General features: G+C 42.1%; 14 protein-coding genes. 8 read left to right on the forward strand and 6 right to left on the reverse strand.

What is annotated here, in order from left to right; genetic code table 11:
• Nucleotides 1–36: 36 nt before the first annotated feature.
• The 4 genes from CDC37_RS05905 to aroA all read right to left on the reverse strand — a co-directional run bounded on the left by CDC37_RS05905 (nt 37) and on the right by aroA (nt 5,074).
• On the reverse strand, nt 37–1,428 hold the full coding sequence (locus CDC37_RS05905; RefSeq protein ID WP_096620923.1) for an aminopeptidase P family protein: 1,392 nt from the start codon (nt 1,426–1,428) through the stop codon (nt 37–39).
• Between the two features lie 157 nt (nt 1,429–1,585).
• Nucleotides 1,586–1,918 carry a hypothetical protein gene (locus CDC37_RS05910; RefSeq protein ID WP_096620924.1) on the reverse strand — a complete coding sequence of 111 codons (333 nt, stop codon included), beginning with the start codon at nt 1,916–1,918 and terminating at the stop codon, nt 1,586–1,588.
• Between the two features lie 986 nt (nt 1,919–2,904).
• Nucleotides 2,905–3,630: a peptidylprolyl isomerase gene (locus CDC37_RS05915; RefSeq protein ID WP_096620925.1), complete on the reverse strand. Its 726-nt coding sequence runs from the start codon at nt 3,628–3,630 to the stop codon at nt 2,905–2,907.
• Between the two features lie 73 nt (nt 3,631–3,703).
• Nucleotides 3,704–5,074 (reverse strand): 3-phosphoshikimate 1-carboxyvinyltransferase, encoded by a 1,371-nt coding sequence (gene aroA / locus CDC37_RS05920; protein ID WP_096620926.1) that lies wholly within the window; start codon nt 5,072–5,074, stop codon nt 3,704–3,706.
• Between the two features lie 330 nt (nt 5,075–5,404).
• Here aroA and CDC37_RS05925 point away from each other — a divergent pair, with 330 nt between their 5' ends.
• The gene (locus tag CDC37_RS05925; RefSeq protein ID WP_096620927.1) at nt 5,405–5,887 is read left to right on the forward strand and encodes a hypothetical protein; all 483 of its coding nucleotides are present in this window, start codon (nt 5,405–5,407) and stop codon (nt 5,885–5,887) included.
• A 146-nt stretch (nt 5,888–6,033) separates the two neighbouring features.
• Here the strand turns inward: CDC37_RS05925 and radA are convergent, their stop codons facing one another.
• Nucleotides 6,034–7,587: a DNA repair protein RadA gene (radA, locus tag CDC37_RS05930; RefSeq protein ID WP_096620928.1), complete on the reverse strand. Its 1,554-nt coding sequence runs from the start codon at nt 7,585–7,587 to the stop codon at nt 6,034–6,036.
• Nucleotides 7,588–7,759: 172 nt separating this feature from the next.
• Between radA and rpaB the strand changes: the two genes are divergently transcribed.
• The 5 genes from rpaB (at nt 7,760) to CDC37_RS05955 (ending at nt 12,563) form a co-directional block, all read left to right on the forward strand.
• Nucleotides 7,760–8,488 carry a response regulator transcription factor RpaB gene (gene rpaB / locus CDC37_RS05935; protein WP_096620929.1) on the forward strand — a complete coding sequence of 243 codons (729 nt, stop codon included), beginning with the start codon at nt 7,760–7,762 and terminating at the stop codon, nt 8,486–8,488.
• A gap of 702 nt (nt 8,489–9,190) precedes the next feature.
• Nucleotides 9,191–9,832, forward strand: a complete 642-nt coding sequence (locus CDC37_RS05940; RefSeq protein WP_096620930.1) for a cofactor assembly of complex C subunit B — start codon at nt 9,191–9,193, stop codon at nt 9,830–9,832.
• A 409-nt stretch (nt 9,833–10,241) separates the two neighbouring features.
• Nucleotides 10,242–10,949 carry a class I SAM-dependent methyltransferase gene (locus tag CDC37_RS05945; RefSeq protein WP_096620931.1) on the forward strand — a complete coding sequence of 236 codons (708 nt, stop codon included), beginning with the start codon at nt 10,242–10,244 and terminating at the stop codon, nt 10,947–10,949.
• A 15-nt stretch (nt 10,950–10,964) separates the two neighbouring features.
• A complete protein-coding gene (locus CDC37_RS05950) occupies nt 10,965–11,825 on the forward strand; it encodes a transposase (RefSeq protein WP_096620932.1) in 861 nt (286 codons plus the stop codon).
• Between the two features lie 222 nt (nt 11,826–12,047).
• Nucleotides 12,048–12,563 carry a DUF456 domain-containing protein gene (locus tag CDC37_RS05955; RefSeq protein WP_096620933.1) on the forward strand — a complete coding sequence of 172 codons (516 nt, stop codon included), beginning with the start codon at nt 12,048–12,050 and terminating at the stop codon, nt 12,561–12,563.
• Nucleotides 12,564–12,615: 52 nt separating this feature from the next.
• Here the strand turns inward: CDC37_RS05955 and CDC37_RS05960 are convergent, their stop codons facing one another.
• Nucleotides 12,616–12,837, reverse strand: coding sequence for a hypothetical protein (locus CDC37_RS05960; protein ID WP_096620934.1), 222 nt, complete (start codon nt 12,835–12,837; stop codon nt 12,616–12,618).
• A 580-nt stretch (nt 12,838–13,417) separates the two neighbouring features.
• Here CDC37_RS05960 and CDC37_RS05970 point away from each other — a divergent pair.
• Nucleotides 13,418–14,629 carry an acetate/propionate family kinase gene (locus CDC37_RS05970; protein ID WP_096620936.1) on the forward strand — a complete coding sequence of 404 codons (1,212 nt, stop codon included), beginning with the start codon at nt 13,418–13,420 and terminating at the stop codon, nt 14,627–14,629.
• A 345-nt stretch (nt 14,630–14,974) separates the two neighbouring features.
• Nucleotides 14,975–16,603 (forward strand): mechanosensitive ion channel, encoded by a 1,629-nt coding sequence (locus tag CDC37_RS05975; RefSeq protein WP_096620937.1) that lies wholly within the window; start codon nt 14,975–14,977, stop codon nt 16,601–16,603.
• Nucleotides 16,604–16,902 lie beyond the last annotated feature (299 nt).

The following is a 16,902-nucleotide window of genomic DNA, read 5'->3' on the forward strand; positions in this document are numbered from 1 at the left end:
ATATTACAGCAGACCCTATTTATATCTATATGGTTTTTAAAAACCTCCAGAATTAACCAACTCCTCCAAATCCGAGGTTTTCGTCGGTAAATCCTGCGTCAAAACCTCATGACCAGTTGCAGTCACCAAGACATCATCCTCAATCCGAATTCCCCGTACATCCCTAAATTGCGCAAGACGCTCCCAATCCACTAAATACTGATATTGCTCCCGTGCTGAGTGCAAAATTGCCGGAATCTGATAAAAACCCGGTTCAATAGTCACTAACATCCCCGGACGCAAAACCCGATTTAAACGCAAATATCCCAACCCAAATCGGGAACTTCGACTTCTTCCAGGTTCGTACCCCGATAAATCTCCCAAATCCTCCATATCATGGACATCTAAACCTAATAAATGGCCAATTCCGTGGGGGAAAAATAAGGCATGGACATCTTTTTCCACCAATTCCTCCGGCTGACCACGCAAAATCCCTAAATCCACTAACCCTTCTGCTAAAATACGACAAGCCAATAAATGAATGTCTTCGTATTCCACACCCGGTTTCACCGCAGCAATACAAGCATCATGGGCTGCTAACACAATGTCATAAATGTCACGCTGAGTTGGGGAAAACTGACCAGAAACGGGATAGGTACGGGTAATATCGGCAGCCCAACCTAAATTGCTTTCTGCACCGACATCAGCCAATAATAAATCCCCTGGTTGAATTTGCCGCCCATAGGAATCATTGTGTAAAATTTCGCCATGTACTGTGACGATACTAGGATAGGCGGTGGTCATATTCTGAGCGATAATTACTGCTTCGATTGCTGCACGCACCTGGGCTTCCCATTGAGCTATCCTCACAGCTTTCATGCCTGCCAGATGGGCTTGTATACTTACTGTTGCAGCCTTGCGTAATTCCACTAGTGCCCCTTCATCGTGGGTTAAGCGTATTTCAACAATAGCCTGGGCTAGTTCTAAGTCGATACCTTGGGGAGGAATCTGCGGTAATATGTAGCGATCGCATATTTGAGTTTGTTGAGTCCAAGTCGCTGCATCCTGAACGGCAATGGTTGCTGCACCTGGGGTATATTGGGGTAATTCCGATAAGGGATAGGCTGCATCTGCACCAATTTGGGCTGCTAATTCCTCCCGATTTGGTCTTTGTCCATACCATAGTGTACTACTAGGGTGGGGGTCTTCCACAAATAGGGTTAATTTACCAGCTTGTAAATGGATGGCTGCATGGGGAATTGGTAGACCAGTAAAGTATAAAAAATGACTACTAGCACGGAAGGGAAAAGTGTTAGCGGAGAAATTACGGGGGCTTGCACTGCCTGCCCATAGGATAGCAGGAAAATCGATGCGATCGCCTAGGCGTTGACGACGATTTTTGAGGATATCGATTAAGTTTATATTGGGCAGGTGTTCGGGTGCAAGCATGGTGGAAACCCTAGAAAAACAGGATTATTTAGAAATCAGGAAACGACTATTTGCAGCATATCCTAGTTAACATTGTTGACGCTCAAGGGTTAACAGTCAACTGTCAACAAAATTCCCTTAAATCCCTGAATCAAATTATCTCCTGTTTTGTGTATTCCTAATTAGCGCCATCCCCTGGTTTATCATCATCCTTGTTTTGTTTTTCAGTAGCGTCATCTTGGTCATCATTGGGTTTGTTGTAGTCACCCTCTTCTTGCTGTTTGATTTTATCCTCGTCTTCCGGACTTTCTGTAGTTGCAGCTGGGGGATTAACTGGTTGGGTTTGTTGGTTGGAAGCATCCTGAACTTGTTCCGGTTGGTTGGGATTCTCAACTTCAGAATTTGGAGTATCTTGTGCGCAACTAGCTAATCCGATGGTGGTTAGTAGAATACTGAAGCTGATTAGTAGTTTCCCGATGTTGTGGTTGAATGTGGATTTTAGATTCAACATGATTTTTCCCTCACACGAAAAATTGGCAAAGATTCTTAATATTTTTCCTACAGATAAATTTATTTGCATATGTCTAAAGGTGTAGATGTGGATAATTTTATTGTTTTTTTCGGCTGATAGACGCAGATGAATTAATGTGCATGTGTCTCAAGAGGTAAATCTGAATAATTTGATATCGCAATCCGATTTAAGTAGTTAAAAATAACGTGTCGTTGACTGATGACTGGTGACTGTTAACCCTCGACCGTTAACAACCCATACATATAACCCACATTTCTTACAAAACACTAAAACTTACAGGGAATAGTCCGTGACGGGAGTAGAAGGAAAATCAATCCGTTACTTCAGGCTTACAACTTACTCGTGAGAAATCCAGAATAAGATTTTACAAATTATTTAGAGGATGTTTTAAAAGTCGATTTTAATACTTGAATTATTGTTTTTGGGAATGGGGAGAGACGCGACATGTCGCTTCTGTACTCTCGAAGGAAAATTCAGCTTTATAACCCCATGTCCAGAGTCAGGAAAATAGTCAAAATCGTGATAATTAATACTTGACCAACAATCTCTGAGTACTGTGTTATTTTTTGATGTATTTTTAACGTGAGTAATATCGATTCTCTTGTACTTTGCAATAAATGAAACTAGAATAATCAACGGTTACAGCCCCTGATATTTAGCAAGCATTAGCGTAAACGATATAAGCGATATCTCCAAGTTTGTGTCTTACCAGTAAATACATAAACAACCACCCACAAAGCTGGAAATTACACTCTCTGTCTATGTCTGAATTTGTAGTCCATAAAAATAGATTTCACTTCCTAAACAATGATTTCCATCCCTGGGGGATGTGAGTATAGTTGAGTGATTGAAGTATACTGAGTTAAATTTACTGGAAATTGTCTTGTATTGCTGTTTAATGTCAACCGTTAACAGTCAACAATCCTAACAGTCAACAATCCTACATGTAAGATTTGACAAATCATTTAGGACTGCGATAAAAGACTTTCTATTTGGGTATTTAACCACTGTTTAAACATCTGTTGGAGAATTTCTTGATAGCGTTGGGGTGTTAATTCGGCGGGAATTTTCTCTTCCACGATTAACAGATGATATCCCTGTTCAGTTTTAATTGGACCAATTAGTTGCTGCGGTATACTACTAAAAACAAGAGTTGCAATATCGGGTGCGATCGCCCACCGATATAAAACACCTTCATAGCCGCATTTTTGTCGTCTTGTGCTATCAATATCGTACTGATGGGCAGCATCATAAAAGCTGGTTTCACCCTCTTCAATTTGATAATAAAGCTCCTGGGCTAATTTGTCATCAGCAACAATCATTTGATACAAAACTACCTGTTCAAACTCTAGGCGATTTTGGATGAAAAACCGTTCTACATCTTGAGCAAACATGCTTTCTGCTAGTTTTTGAGCCAGGAGACGATTACGAATTCCCACCTCCCAATCTGCGGGAGTAATCATTTGTTGGGATAGCCAATTTAAAGTATCAGAGGCTTTTTCTAAACGTAGTTTTCGGCGTTGTTGATTTGCTTCTGCTTGAATTTCCGCTTCACTCACAGCAATTGATTTTTCCTCAGCATATTTAGCAATTATTCGCTGAGTTAATATTTGTTGATATACCTCCCGAAAGCTCAATTCACTTTTGAGAAAGTTAATAATATCTTCTGTTTGAACTTCTGTGTTACTCATTCGATTTTGGATTTTCGATTTTGGATTTAGTTAAACAGTTAACTGTTAACAGTTAACTGATTTCTCCTGTCTCCTAAACTTGACAAATCCGTTCCAGGGTGGTGGTAAAATCTGGGTAGGATATGCTCGCAGCCTCAGCACGATGGATGGTGGTTTTTCCGGTAGCATTGAGGGCAGCTATAGCTAAACTCATGGCGATGCGATGGTCTGTGAAACTGTCTACCTCTGTTCCCTGTAAAGGTGTACCACCGGTAATCTCCATCCCATCGGGTAATTCGGTGATATTTGCCCCCATTTTCGTTAATTGCTGAACCATGACTGTAATGCGATCGCTTTCTTTGACTCGTAGTTCGGCGGCATCTTTAATTACTGTCACCCCTTCGGCAAATACGGCGGCAACGGCAAGGATGGGAATTTCATCTATCAAACGGGGAATAATTTCACCGCCTATTGTGCAGGCTTTTAAGGGTAATCTACCATTTTCCCGGACACAGCGTACACGTAAATCGGCTACTGGTTCCCCTGCAACCAAACGTTGATTTTCTTGCCTAATTTCTGCACCCATCATGGTCAAGGCTTCTAAAATTCCTGTGCGCGTCGGATTAACACCCACATTTTCCACGACTAACTCGGAACCGGGTGTAATTGCCCCTGCAACCAACCAAAATGCGGCGGAACTGATATCCCCCGGAACTACCACTGATTGTCCCTGTAAGGGCTTTCCACCCACCACAGAAACGGTTTTTGTATCTGGGTCTACTTGCAATTGTGCCCCAAAGGCTTTTAACATTCTTTCGCTATGGTCACGAGAAATTTCCGGTTCGGTGACGATGGTTTCCCCCTCCGTCATCAACCCTGCGAATAAAATACAGGATTTCACCTGGGCTGATGCAATCGGGGAATGGTAGTGGATGGGTTTGAGGACTTGTCCTGATACAGCTAGTGGCGCTAAACTGTTTTCCCTGCGTCCCCAAATTTGTCCCCCCATTTGTTGCAAAGGTTTGACAACCCGTGACATTGGTCGCGATCGCAAGGAATTATCACCTGTAACTGTAAAAAATTTACCCGGATGGGAAGCCAGTAAACCCAACATTAATCGCAGTGTTGTTCCCGAATTTCCGGCATTTAAAACGTCAACGGGTTCCTGTAAATTACCTAAACCAATTCCTTTGATGGTGACTAAATCCGTGTTTAACTCGGAAATTTCTGCCCCCATTGCTCGAAAACAAGCAGCAGTACTACGCGGATCTTCCCCTAACAATAATCCGCGAATCTGGGTTTCCCCTTGGGCGATCGCACCTAACATTAAAGCACGATGGGAAATCGATTTGTCTCCAGGAATCTGAACTCGACCCGACAGGGACACCCCAGACCCAGAAATATTAATTATTAAGTTTTGTGAACGGTCTTCTTTTGTATCTAAGGTTATAACAGGAAGCAACATTAGGATAAACTGGCGTGTGATGGCAAATGGAAGACACTGGTATTGGATAATTAATCCATGTGTGTTCTTCCTCGCTAGTATCCTACCGCTTTCTCTACCAGGTGTCGCTACCAAAATTTAGTTTTATTTTCACAGCAACAACAGGAAAGACGGTTGTACCATATATCTTGCGTGTTGATATCTGCCCAGACCCGAAAAGCGTTAAATTAATCAATAGTCATATTCTCAGATTTTGAGCAAATACCAGAGGGCAAAAAACCTAGATGTATCTAGGTAGCCAACCAAACAACATCTTTAAAACCATTTGATCTTCAACTTACATTCGCTCCCATGCTGACCCACCACCGTAAACCAGTGTGTTTGTCACTTATTTCCACCGACCTACCCGTGTTGTCGGTCGTGGAAACCTCAGCCACACTTTACCAAAAAGATTGCGATCGCTTTCATTTATTGTTGACCGCACCCTCACCCAGTTGCGAACCAACCCCTCCCCCTCCCATCAAATTATCCAACTCCTTTGGACCGAGGATTCTCTGGTTGGAAATATCTCCCTACCGTGTGATTATGACCATGCAGGGAAATGGTCAACTTTGCTACCGTCACTTTTGGGAACAAGGTATCTATGGAGTTAGTCGTTATTGGTTGCCGACCGAATCAATCCAACCCCATGAGCCAATCCGCCTCCGTAATTTCACCCGTAGTCTATCCTTAAATGGACACCCGCTTCCAGAACATCTACGTGTTGAATATGAACTCTGGACGGGGAAAATTCAACTAGGTTCCTATGTTTTAAGTCTGGAAATTGAGAAGTAGGATGATAGTTGGGTCGTATCTACAAATGGGAATGGGGAATTATAATAATCTATAGGGGATATGGGTATGACCGAATTCAACACTGCCTTTGAATATCATTTCACTAAAATTCTGATACATGTACTCCCCCAGTTCTCCCTGTATCCCTATTCTTCCATTCGCAAATCTTCTTCCGTCAGCGACTGTTGAGGAATAGCGGCAATAATGGCATCAATGACCTTGGATACGGGGGTGATTTCGATGTCTAGTTTGGGAAATTTTTGCCCTTTAGGAACAATGGCGCGTTTAAATCCCAGTTTAGCGGCTTCCTTTAACCGTAGTTCCATTTGTGACACTGGTCGTACTTGACCACCAAGACTGACTTCACCAATTAACACGGTACTGGAATCGACAATGCGATCGCGAAAACTAGCGACTAAGGCAATGGCTACACCTAAATCTACGGCTGGTTCTTCTACGTTTAATCCCCCCGATGATGCTACATAAGCATCTAATTTCGACATCGGTATCCCCACCCGCTTTTCGAGAACTGCCAGAATCTGCATCAACCGGTTATAATCCACACCTGTCGTTGACCTGCGGGGAGAAGGGTAACTGGTGGGACTGACTAAAGCTTGTAATTCGACAACGATGGGACGGGTTCCTTCACAGGCTACCACAATGGCGCTTCCTGGTGCAGGGTCATCCCGATTACCTAAAAATAATTCGCTGGGGTTAGGTACTTCCCGTAACCCATTTTCCACCATTTCAAAGATACCAATTTCATGGGTTGCGCCAAACCGATTTTTTACCGTCCGTAATAACCGATGGGAAGCGAATCGATCTCCTTCAAAATATAACACCGTATCCACTAGGTGTTCTAACACTTTTGGTCCGGCGATCGCGCCTTCTTTGGTGACGTGTCCGACGATCAACATGGTGATATCTTCGTGCTTGGCGACTTTCATCAGAGCTGCCGTACATTCTCGGACTTGGGCTACTGAACCTGGTGCGGAAGTTAACGAGGGAAAAAATACGGTTTGAATACTGTCAATGACGGTGAGGTTAGGTTTGAGGGAATCAACTTCCCGGAGAATTTCTTCCAGGTCGGTTTCCGGTAATACATATAAATCGCTGTCTAAGGACTCGATCGTTGGGTTTTTCGGTTCCTGACCATCGTCCTCTTCAAGTTGGTTTATTTGCACTGAATTTTTCCCCTTACCGTTGCCGTTCTCTAAACCAAGGGTTGTCGGCGAAACACCTAAACGGGACGCACGTAACTTAACCTGTTGTCCCGACTCTTCCCCAGATACGTAGAGAATGCGATACTTCTGAGCTAGTTGACTGGATACCTGCAACAATAAGGTAGATTTCCCAATCCCAGGGTCTCCCCCAATCAACACCATCGAACCGGGAACCACACCCCCACCCAATACCCGATCCAACTCGCCATACCCAGATTCCCACCGCGTCACTTGGCGATCGCTGATTTGATCGAATTTTAAGGATGCCCTAGGTTTGGGGGGTTTGTTACTTTTTTTACTATTTGTCGATTCCCCATGCCAACGACCTACTCCCCGACTGGGAACATCAGTGGAGGATTGAATGGTAATTTCTTCTTCTAGAGAATTATAGGTACCACAAGCTGGACAACGACCAAACCATTGGGGGGATTCATAACCACATTCAGTGCAAACGTAAATTGAGCGAGATTTAGACATTCTTTAATGTTATTAAATAATCTTAATTTTTTCTTAAGTGATCCAACCGAGGAGTAAAGTCAATCATCCAAGGAATTTACAGCTTTTACGAATGAATAATTGGAATGATATCTTAATAATATGGTAGTAAAAATTAATGATGAAAAATTTTAGTTAAGGAGCATTGAGAAACTTGGAAAGTCATAAAGAAAAAATTCTGGTGGTCGATGATGAAGCCAGTATTCGCCGTATTCTCGAAACGCGTCTTTCCATGATTGGGTACGATGTTGTCACGGCTGGCGATGGGGAAGAAGCCTTGGAAACTTTCCGCAAGTCAGAACCCGACTTGGTTGTCCTCGATGTCATGATGCCTAAGCTTGACGGCTATGGTGTCTGCCAGGAATTACGCAAGGAATCGGATGTCCCCATCATTATGCTAACAGCTTTAGGTGACGTTGCTGACAGAATTACAGGCTTAGAATTGGGTGCGGATGATTACGTCGTTAAACCCTTTTCTCCCAAGGAACTAGAAGCACGTATCCGTTCAGTGCTGCGTCGAGTTGATAAAACCGGTGCTTCCGGAATTCCCAGTTCCGGTGTCATCCACGTCAGCACAATTAAAATCGACACTAACAAGCGTCAAGTCTACAAAGGTGACGAACGTATCCGTTTGACCGGAATGGAATTTAGTTTACTAGAGTTACTAGTCAGTCGTTCTGGTGAAGCCTTTTCCCGGTCGGAAATTCTCCAGGAAGTTTGGGGATATACCCCCGAACGTCATGTTGATACCCGCGTTGTCGATGTACATATTTCCCGCTTGCGTGCCAAATTAGAAGATGATCCCAGTAACCCAGAATTAATCCTCACAGCACGGGGAACGGGATATTTATTTCAACGTATTATTGAACCAGGGGAGGAATAAATTTAATCTGTGAGTGAGGGGTTGAACAAAGATGACCAAGAGTAAAGAATTGTAAAAATAAATGACAAGAAACTTTACTGCAAAGGAATTCAGGGGTCAGAATTATACAATTTTAGATTCTGGATTCTGAATTTTGGATGATTCTGCTCCCGACATCAGCCTTCTCCGTAAGGCTTTGTCGTAGAAAACGCCGCGCGACCAGCGTTGATGGGTTTGGGAATCCCTTGTACCCGCATTTCTCACAAAACCCTAAAAATCACAGGGAGTAGGGAGTAGTGTAGACGCTACGCGTCTAGTCTACGACAACCCTGCGCGTACCCCTAGGGTGTAGAAGGAAAATCAGTCCGTTACTCAAGGCTTACAAATTACTTGTGAGAAATCCAGGTTGTAGTTATATTGGGGTTTCATCTCTCCATCCATCGTTTTCTTTTTTCCAATTAGTATTGCTTTTTTGCAGGCGAATAATACGATTGGAGCATTCCTAGAGAGTGAAACACTATCTCAGTATATCCTGACTCCAAATTCCAGACCCTTTACCTGACTTCAGGTTCTGCGGGATTTATTCAGGAAGTATTCTGTATTCTGTCTCCTGTATTCTCCTGAAAAAGTTTCATTTTTCATCACCTATAAATTCAGATTTTCATACTCATCCCCACTAAGTAACAATCAGCACTCACTATCTCCAAAAAATTGAAAACAGGCATGGCAAAAACAGACTCCAATCTTGTTTTGCGGCGCTTACCTATCGTTGTTGGTGGGTTAGGCGCTATACTTTTGTTGATTAATCGTTTACTAACACCGGAATTAATGCCATCCCAAGCGCGAGGAGATGCATTAGGTGTAATTTTAAGTGCTGTATTAATTTTGACGGGACTCCTGTGGCAGCAAGTTCAACCTCGTCTACCGGAAGCGGTGGAATTAGTTGGAGAAGAAGGATTTGAATTGGATCAAAATTTGTCTGATGCTGTCAAAACAGAATTAGCTTGGGCTACCCATTTATTATTAACTAATACAGTTACCCGCACTATTGTTGTGTTTGTGGATGGTAAAGTTTTGTTGCGCAGAGGCATTCTCGCAGCAAAATCGGAAGTAAAACCGGGAGCAATATTAACACGGGTTTTAGAAAAGCAAAAACCCGTTTATTTAGTCGATTTAAAAGTCTATCCTGGTCGGATTGAATTTGATTATTTACCAGAAAATACCCAAGGGGTAATTTGTCAACCAATTGGGAATAGAGGTGCATTAATATTAGGAGCAAATGCACCCCGCAGTTATACCAAACAGGATGAAAACTGGATAGCGGGGATTGCGGATAAATTAGCAGTGACTTTGACCGAACAATAATCTAGAAACAGATAATCCATTGAATTCAGAAAAAAATGGAATAGGAGACGTAATATATAACAAAACAAAACAGAATAAGAGACGTAATATATTACGTCTCTACACATTACACACAAAATTCTTCTGTCGCATTTTTTAAATTGGTATTACAGGTTAATCATGTGGACGCGGTGAAAACTTTTCAACAGGGGATAGGAAAATAAAATGATGTAGGAGGTATTTGTAATTTTTGCAATCAGTGAAAAGTGGAATCACAATGGTTCCAACTATTTCCTTAACAGACGAACTGATGGGTCATCTCTACCCCCTCCCTTTTCCCTAGCCTCACGCTTCAGACTTTTACAGCAGACCCTACATAGGAGTCCGACTTCAAGATTTAATATAACTCCCTACCCACCTATTCATATTTATGGAATTACCAGCACAAATTGATTTTGACCGGAATCCACCCATCGCTACTAGTGATTACGATAAAACGGTGCGGATGGTATTACCTGGATATGAAGCCATGCAAATGATGGGATTATCGGTGTTAAAATCCCAATTGCCATCGACGGCGAATTTATTAGTGGTTGGTGCAGGTACGGGAATAGAATTGATTAAATATGCCCAGAGTTGTCCCGGATGGCAGATGTTAGGAGTTGATCCATCTGCGGATATGTTAGCGATCGCGCAATCAAAAATTCAACAGCATCAGTATGGGCAACGGATTCAATTGGTAACTGGTTATACTCAAGATTTACCGACAACAACTCTGTATGATGCCGCAACATCAATCTTGGTGATGCACTTTATTCCTGATGATGGTGCTAAATTGGGGTTTTTACAAGCAATTGCTGCACGTTTACAACCATCAGCGAATTTGATTTTGGTTGATGTATTTGGAGATAAAAATACACCGGAATTCACAACTAATTTGGATTACATAAAACATTATTGGCAGGAGATGGGATTACCTGCACAAAAAAGTGAAGAATTGATTGAAATTATGCACCATAGTGTTTATCCTATCCCTGAAACGCGATTATTTGATTTATTTACAGAGGCTGGATTTACTTTTCCTCATCGATTTTACACAGGATTTTGGGTCGGTGGTTGGGTAGCAAAAAAAATATAAAGTATAAATTAAAATATGCCGAAACCAGCAGATACCAGCACGAAAAAATTAATTAGCTTGGCACCGGATAATTGGGTACGATGGGTGACAGGGATTTCTAATCTCCAAGCAAGGGAAATTCTATCCGGAGAATTTCAATGGATTAGCCGAGAAAGTGATGTGTTAATTCGCACGTTTAGTCCAGAATGGGGAGAGTTTTTGTTATTAAATGAACTGCAATTGCGCTACAACAATAAAATGCCTCGGCGAATGCGCTCCTATGCAGCATTAGCAGAAGAAAAATTTGAATTACCAACCTATCCCGTTTTAATTAATATTTTACCCACAATGGATGGGGAGATACCTACAACCTTCACATCAAATCTGGGAGGATTAAGAGCAATTCAAGATTACCGGGTAATTAATCTTTGGGAAGTTGATGTGAATATACCCTTTCAACAGTCTTTACCTTCATTATTACCATTTGTGCCAATTCTTCAAGGAGGAAATAATGAATCAATCATTCGGGAAGCCTTACAGATACTACGTCAAGACGAGAACTTAAATCAGTTGGAGACGGTTTTAGCCTTTTTTGCTACCTTTGTGTTAGAGAGTGCAGTTGTTCAAGAAATTATGAGGTGGGATATGGGAGTTTTACGTGAGTCACCTTGGTATCTAGAAATATTGCGTGAAGGGGAAGCACGGGGAGAAGCACAGGGAACAAGGGTGAGTATACAAACGAGTTTGGAAGCTAAATTTGGTAGGGAGGGATTGGAGTTAATGCCTCAAATTTCACAAATTTATGATTTACAGCGATTGCAAGAAATTTTACGCTGTGTGGTTTTAGCTGATAGTATTGAAGATGTGCGGCAGTTGTTTTCAGGATGTGAAAGCTAGGGTATAGGAGAGAGATTGAGACTCTTACTGTTTGAGCTTATTTCCTGTCTCTAGGAAGTGGTTAATAAAGTATTTATTGACACCTTCCAAACATCCTCTAAAGTTTTATTTAATTATGCGTGTGGGAATCCAGACTTTACCAACGGGAAATATCCATCTATTCTAAACTTGATCCCGATAGGGGATATGTGTTTCTCCATAAAGCTATAAACCGATAAATCTATGTTAACTGTCTATTACTGGTTACTAATCACCCTCATGGTTGTGGGGGTGATTGGTGCAGTGGTTCCCGCGTTACCTGGTTCTAGTTTAATTTTAGTCGCGATCGCAATTTGGGGGTTTGTCCAAAAATCCTTTGCGGCTGTGACTATTCCCTTGGTTGTTACTGGTATAGTTTTTATTTTGAGTATCGCTGTGGATTTTCTTGCGGGTTATATTGGTGCGCAGAAAGCTGGTGCAAGTAAGTGGGGACAAATAGGGTCGTTTGTGGGATTATTGTTGGGATTTTTTGGTTTGTTACCCACTTTACCCTTTGGTGGTCCCCTATTAGGGGTTTTATTTGGACCTTTGTTAGGAGCAATTGTTGGAGAATTTTTATATTGTCGTAATCTCAAAGTCGCTGTGAAAGCGGGTGTGGGGATTGTTGTCGGTACAGTGGTCGGTAATTTAATTCAAGGGGTACTTGCTGCGATCGCGGTGATTGTGTTTATCATCTCCACATGGCCGCAGGTATATTAATACTTGACCAACCCCAAGATATCTAATGGGGTTAGAGAGTAGTAAATTACATTTACCAGTCAATTTTGGCTTGATCGAGTACTAGGGTTTTTCCTGCGAATTCTGAATCTTGACCAAAAGCCTGACTGAGGACGGTTATTTTGGGCTTTTTGCCGTTTTTGTCGCCATCTTTGCCAAATATTCGGGCGATTAACTTGTTTTTTGACCGATTTATCCGGTTTCTGTCGTCGAAATAGTTGTCGTATACCTTGATAAACTTTTCGAGTTCGGACAATCACTATACTGTCCTTGTTGCTGTTGGCTGTATTTGTGTTTTTTTGGCTTTGTGCTAATCCATAGTTCGGAATTAGGAATGACAGTATCAAAACAAGTGAAAGTAGTAATCGAGTGACTATTTTGCTGAATCTGGGATAAATTTGTCGCATATTCTATCCTGTGAGTAGATTTGCTTGATTAATTTTTGGGTTAACATCATACGAGTAAAAGCCTTTTCCAAGGTAGTCGAAGCATTGACAAAATATCTGTAGTGAATCCAGTCTATATAACTGATCTCACATTGAGAAATTACATCTTGTCCCTTACCAGTAAATACGTAATTATTCATAAATACAGTGATTAATTTATCTCGCCATGTAGATGTTGTTGGTAGTCCATTTAATATAGACTTCTCTCTTGAGAATAGGACGAAAAGTCCCAGGTGTATGGTAGCGTAGTCGAGCGATTAGTTAATACTGAGTTCAATTTATTTTGAACTTACCCAAGATGCAAGACTTAATCAATTCCCAATAGTCCCCATATATCAGTGGACACAGCTAAACATTTTAATTCCCCAATCCCTATTTTCTAGCTAGACAATGAAAATTCTCGTCTTCAACGCGGGTTCCAGTAGTCAAAAAACTTGTTTATACGAAATTACCCAAATCAGCGAGCAACCTCCCCAACCCCTATGGGAAGCAAGTGTTGATTGGAGTCACAGTCCGGGGATTGCCGAAATTAAAGTCAAAACAGCTAATCATCAAAGTTTATATCAGGAAATTTCTACCCAATCCCGCTTAGAAGTTATTTCCTACCTATTTCAAACCCTGATTCAAGGTTCGACCCAAGTTATTACCCACCTTGCGGAAATAGATGCAGTCGGACATCGAGTTGTACATGGGGGACAAAAATACCGCCAAAGTGTGACTATCGATGCTGATGTCAAAAACGCGATCGCAAATTTAGCAAACCTCGCACCAGCCCACAATCCTGCTAATCTAGAGGGTATCACAGCAATTGAGGAATATCTGGCAAATATTCCGCAAGTGGCAGTATTTGATACGGCATTTCATAGTAATATTCCTGATGCGGCGGCAATTTATCCTATCCCCTACTCCTGGGTGGAAAAAGGTATTCGGAAGTACGGTTTCCACGGAATTAGCCACCAATATTGCACTCGACGTGCAGCCAAAATACTCAATTGTGACATCGATTCCCTACGTATAGTTAGCTGTCATTTGGGAAATGGTGCATCCCTCGCTGCCATCCATAACGGACACAGTATTGATACCACAATGGGATTTACACCCCTGGATGGGTTAATGATGGGTAGTCGCTGCGGTAGTGTTGATCCTGGGATTTTGATTCATATGCTCCGTCAAGAGCAAATCAGTGTTGATCAACTGGATCGCATCCTCAATAAAGAATCTGGATTAATCGGAATTTCCGGTGTTTCCAGTGATATGCGCAGTGCGATCGCCTCTGCGAATCAAGGTAATGCCCGTGCCCAACTAGCTATCGATGTATACATCCATCGTCTCCGTAGTCAAATTGCCGCCATGATTGCCAGCTTAGGAGGAATAGATGTGTTATTGTTCACTGCCGGAGTCGGGGAAAACTCACCCCTGATTCGTCAAGCCACCTGTGAAGGATTAACCTATCTGGGTATAAAACTGGATCAGGAAAAAAATCAAAGCTATCCTGTAGATGCGGATATTGCCACCATTGATTCCTCTGTGCGGATTCTAGTTATACATACCCAGGAAGACTGGGAAATCGCTTGTCAAACCTGGCAAATATTGAATAGTTGACCATATTTTTATTCAGTAATTAAAATTAACGCGACAAAAGATATATATCTCAAGATAAATTGTTTTTCCCATTCAAATATGCATTGCTCGCAAAGAGAGATGTATATATTGAAACCTAAAAATCCGTAAAAAGGCATATATTTGAGATGTTTTGTGGGGCTGGCGACAAAATATTAATGAAAACGTAAAAAAACTCACTAGATGTCGATTTATGGTAATAGTTTACTGGTAAATTACAAGTCAAACACTAACAAGTTATTTGATATTAGGTTGTTTGCAGCAACCTTACCCAATAACATTTGCAGTGTTTTTGTGATAACAGTTAATTTTTAATAACGGAAAACCATGCTTACAACTTGGCACGACATAACCCCAATAATGGAATCGGGTTTGGTGATGCAGGTAGGGCAATTTTTAGCACAATCACCGACCCTTGGCGGTGAATCGGTGGATTATGTCCAGGGTGCTGTACAGCAAGTTGTGCAGTTCTTACCTCGGTTATTAGCGGCTGTTGGGATTCTCCTTGTTGGCTGGCTAATTGCAGCGATCGCAGCAGCAATCGTTCGGGGACTTTTAAATCGGACAAAAATTGACAACCGTATTGCAGCCAGCTTGACGGGTAGTCAAGATAACATTCAAATCGAAAAAATCATCTCCGGGTTAGTCTTTTGGAGTGTGCTGCTGATTGCAGTAGTGGCTGTACTGGACACCTTGGAACTACGGGTCGCTTCCCAACCTCTCAACCGTTTCCTAAATCAAATTGGCGAATTTTTGCCGAAATTACTAGCTGTAGGCATTTTAGTGGGTGCAGCTTGGATTTTAGCAAGCATTGTTAGAATGATTACAATTCGGGGATTGGATGCCTTACGAATTGACGAGCGTCTCAACCCACCGGAGGATAACGTTCCTGGTTTAGGATCTATGTCCCTATCCCAAACCATTGGTAACGCTTTGTACTGGTTTATTTTCCTGCTGTTTTTGGTTCCGGTACTCGATACCTTGGGACTACAATTGGCGTTACAGCCAATCCAAAACATGGTGACGCAAATTCTGGCGATCTTACCAAATATCTTCGCCGCCATTTTAATTGGGACAGTAGGTTGGTTTGCGGCAAATGTGATTCGTCGCATTGTCACTAATCTCCTAGCAAGTACTGGTATTGATCATATTGGTAGTCGTTTTGGTTTGAGTACAACTGCGGGAGTTCAATCCCTTTCGACGATTATCGGTACGATTGTTTATATTCTCTTCCTAATCCCCGTTGCGATCGCCACCTTAAACGCGTTGCAAATCCAAGCGATTTCCCTACCCGCGATCGCCATGTTGCAACAAGTTTTAAATGCCCTACCGTTGATTTTCACGGCTGGTGCAATTTTGACGGTGGCCTACTTCTTCGCTAGATTTATCGCTGATTTAGTCACCAGTATTCTTACTAGCATCGGCTTTAACAATATCTTTTCCGTACTGGGATTACCATCTCTGCGGACGGAGACAACAACTACCACTACCGGAGAAGTTCGCCTTCCTCCTCGCACCCCATCGGAAATAGCTGGCATTATCACCCTTGTGGGAATTATGCTGTTTGCCACCGTCGCAGCAGTCGATATTCTCCGCATTCCAGCCTTGACAAGCCTGGTTAACGGCATTCTGGTTGTCATGGGACGGATTCTAGCTGGTTTGGTAGTATTTGGTATTGGTTTATTCCTTGCCAATTTTGCCTTTGGTATTATTACTAGTACAGGCTCATCCCAAGCTCGGATTTTAGGACAGGTAGCCCGAATCGCCATTATTACCCTCGTGTCAGCAATGGCACTCCAACAAATCGGTGTTGCCCCCGATATCGTCAACCTTGCCTTTGGTTTATTACTTGGCGCAATTGCCGTTGCGATCGCCCTTGCCTTCGGTTTAGGTGGTCGTGATGTTGCTCGCACCCAAATGCAAGAATGGCTCGAATCTTTCAAAAATAGAAATTAATAGCTTGAGATTTTTTCTAGAGTTCAGCAGACAAATTGGAAACCCTTTGAGTATTTACTTTTACCAAATACCCCACATCTTTTCGGGTGTGGGGTTACTTTTTCCTATCACCTATGGACATCGCCTGGGTATTTGTTACAAACTGCATCAGAATGTGCCTAAAGCTTCCGAATCATGATAAAACACATGTATCACAAAAAAACTCTGTCCTCACTCAAATCTCTCAAGTATGGCGTTAGTTGGCGTTAGTATGGTATTGACCAGTAACTGTCCTCCACTATGGAAATATGAGTAAATTG

Source organism: Calothrix sp. NIES-3974, from assembly GCF_002368395.1.
Lineage (GTDB): Bacteria > Cyanobacteriota > Cyanobacteriia > Cyanobacteriales > Nostocaceae > NIES-3974.

Excerpts from the sequence above, each read along its gene's own strand:
- CDC37_RS05905 (WP_096620923.1), bottom strand. The coding sequence starts at position 1,428 with ATGCTTGCACCCGAACACCTGCCCAATATAAACTTAATCGATATCCTC.
- CDC37_RS05910 (WP_096620924.1), bottom strand. The coding sequence starts at position 1,918 with ATGTTGAATCTAAAATCCACATTCAACCACAACATCGGGAAACTACTA.
- CDC37_RS05915 (WP_096620925.1), bottom strand. The coding sequence starts at position 3,630 with ATGAGTAACACAGAAGTTCAAACAGAAGATATTATTAACTTTCTCAAA.
- aroA (WP_096620926.1), bottom strand. The coding sequence starts at position 5,074 with ATGTTGCTTCCTGTTATAACCTTAGATACAAAAGAAGACCGTTCACAA.
- CDC37_RS05925 (WP_096620927.1), top strand. The coding sequence starts at position 5,405 with ATGCTGACCCACCACCGTAAACCAGTGTGTTTGTCACTTATTTCCACC.
- radA (WP_096620928.1), bottom strand. The coding sequence starts at position 7,587 with ATGTCTAAATCTCGCTCAATTTACGTTTGCACTGAATGTGGTTATGAA.
- CDC37_RS05940 (WP_096620930.1), top strand. The coding sequence starts at position 9,191 with ATGGCAAAAACAGACTCCAATCTTGTTTTGCGGCGCTTACCTATCGTT.
- CDC37_RS05945 (WP_096620931.1), top strand. The coding sequence starts at position 10,242 with ATGGAATTACCAGCACAAATTGATTTTGACCGGAATCCACCCATCGCT.
- CDC37_RS05950 (WP_096620932.1), top strand. The coding sequence starts at position 10,965 with ATGCCGAAACCAGCAGATACCAGCACGAAAAAATTAATTAGCTTGGCA.
- CDC37_RS05955 (WP_096620933.1), top strand. The coding sequence starts at position 12,048 with ATGTTAACTGTCTATTACTGGTTACTAATCACCCTCATGGTTGTGGGG.
- CDC37_RS05970 (WP_096620936.1), top strand. The coding sequence starts at position 13,418 with ATGAAAATTCTCGTCTTCAACGCGGGTTCCAGTAGTCAAAAAACTTGT.
- CDC37_RS05975 (WP_096620937.1), top strand. The coding sequence starts at position 14,975 with ATGCTTACAACTTGGCACGACATAACCCCAATAATGGAATCGGGTTTG.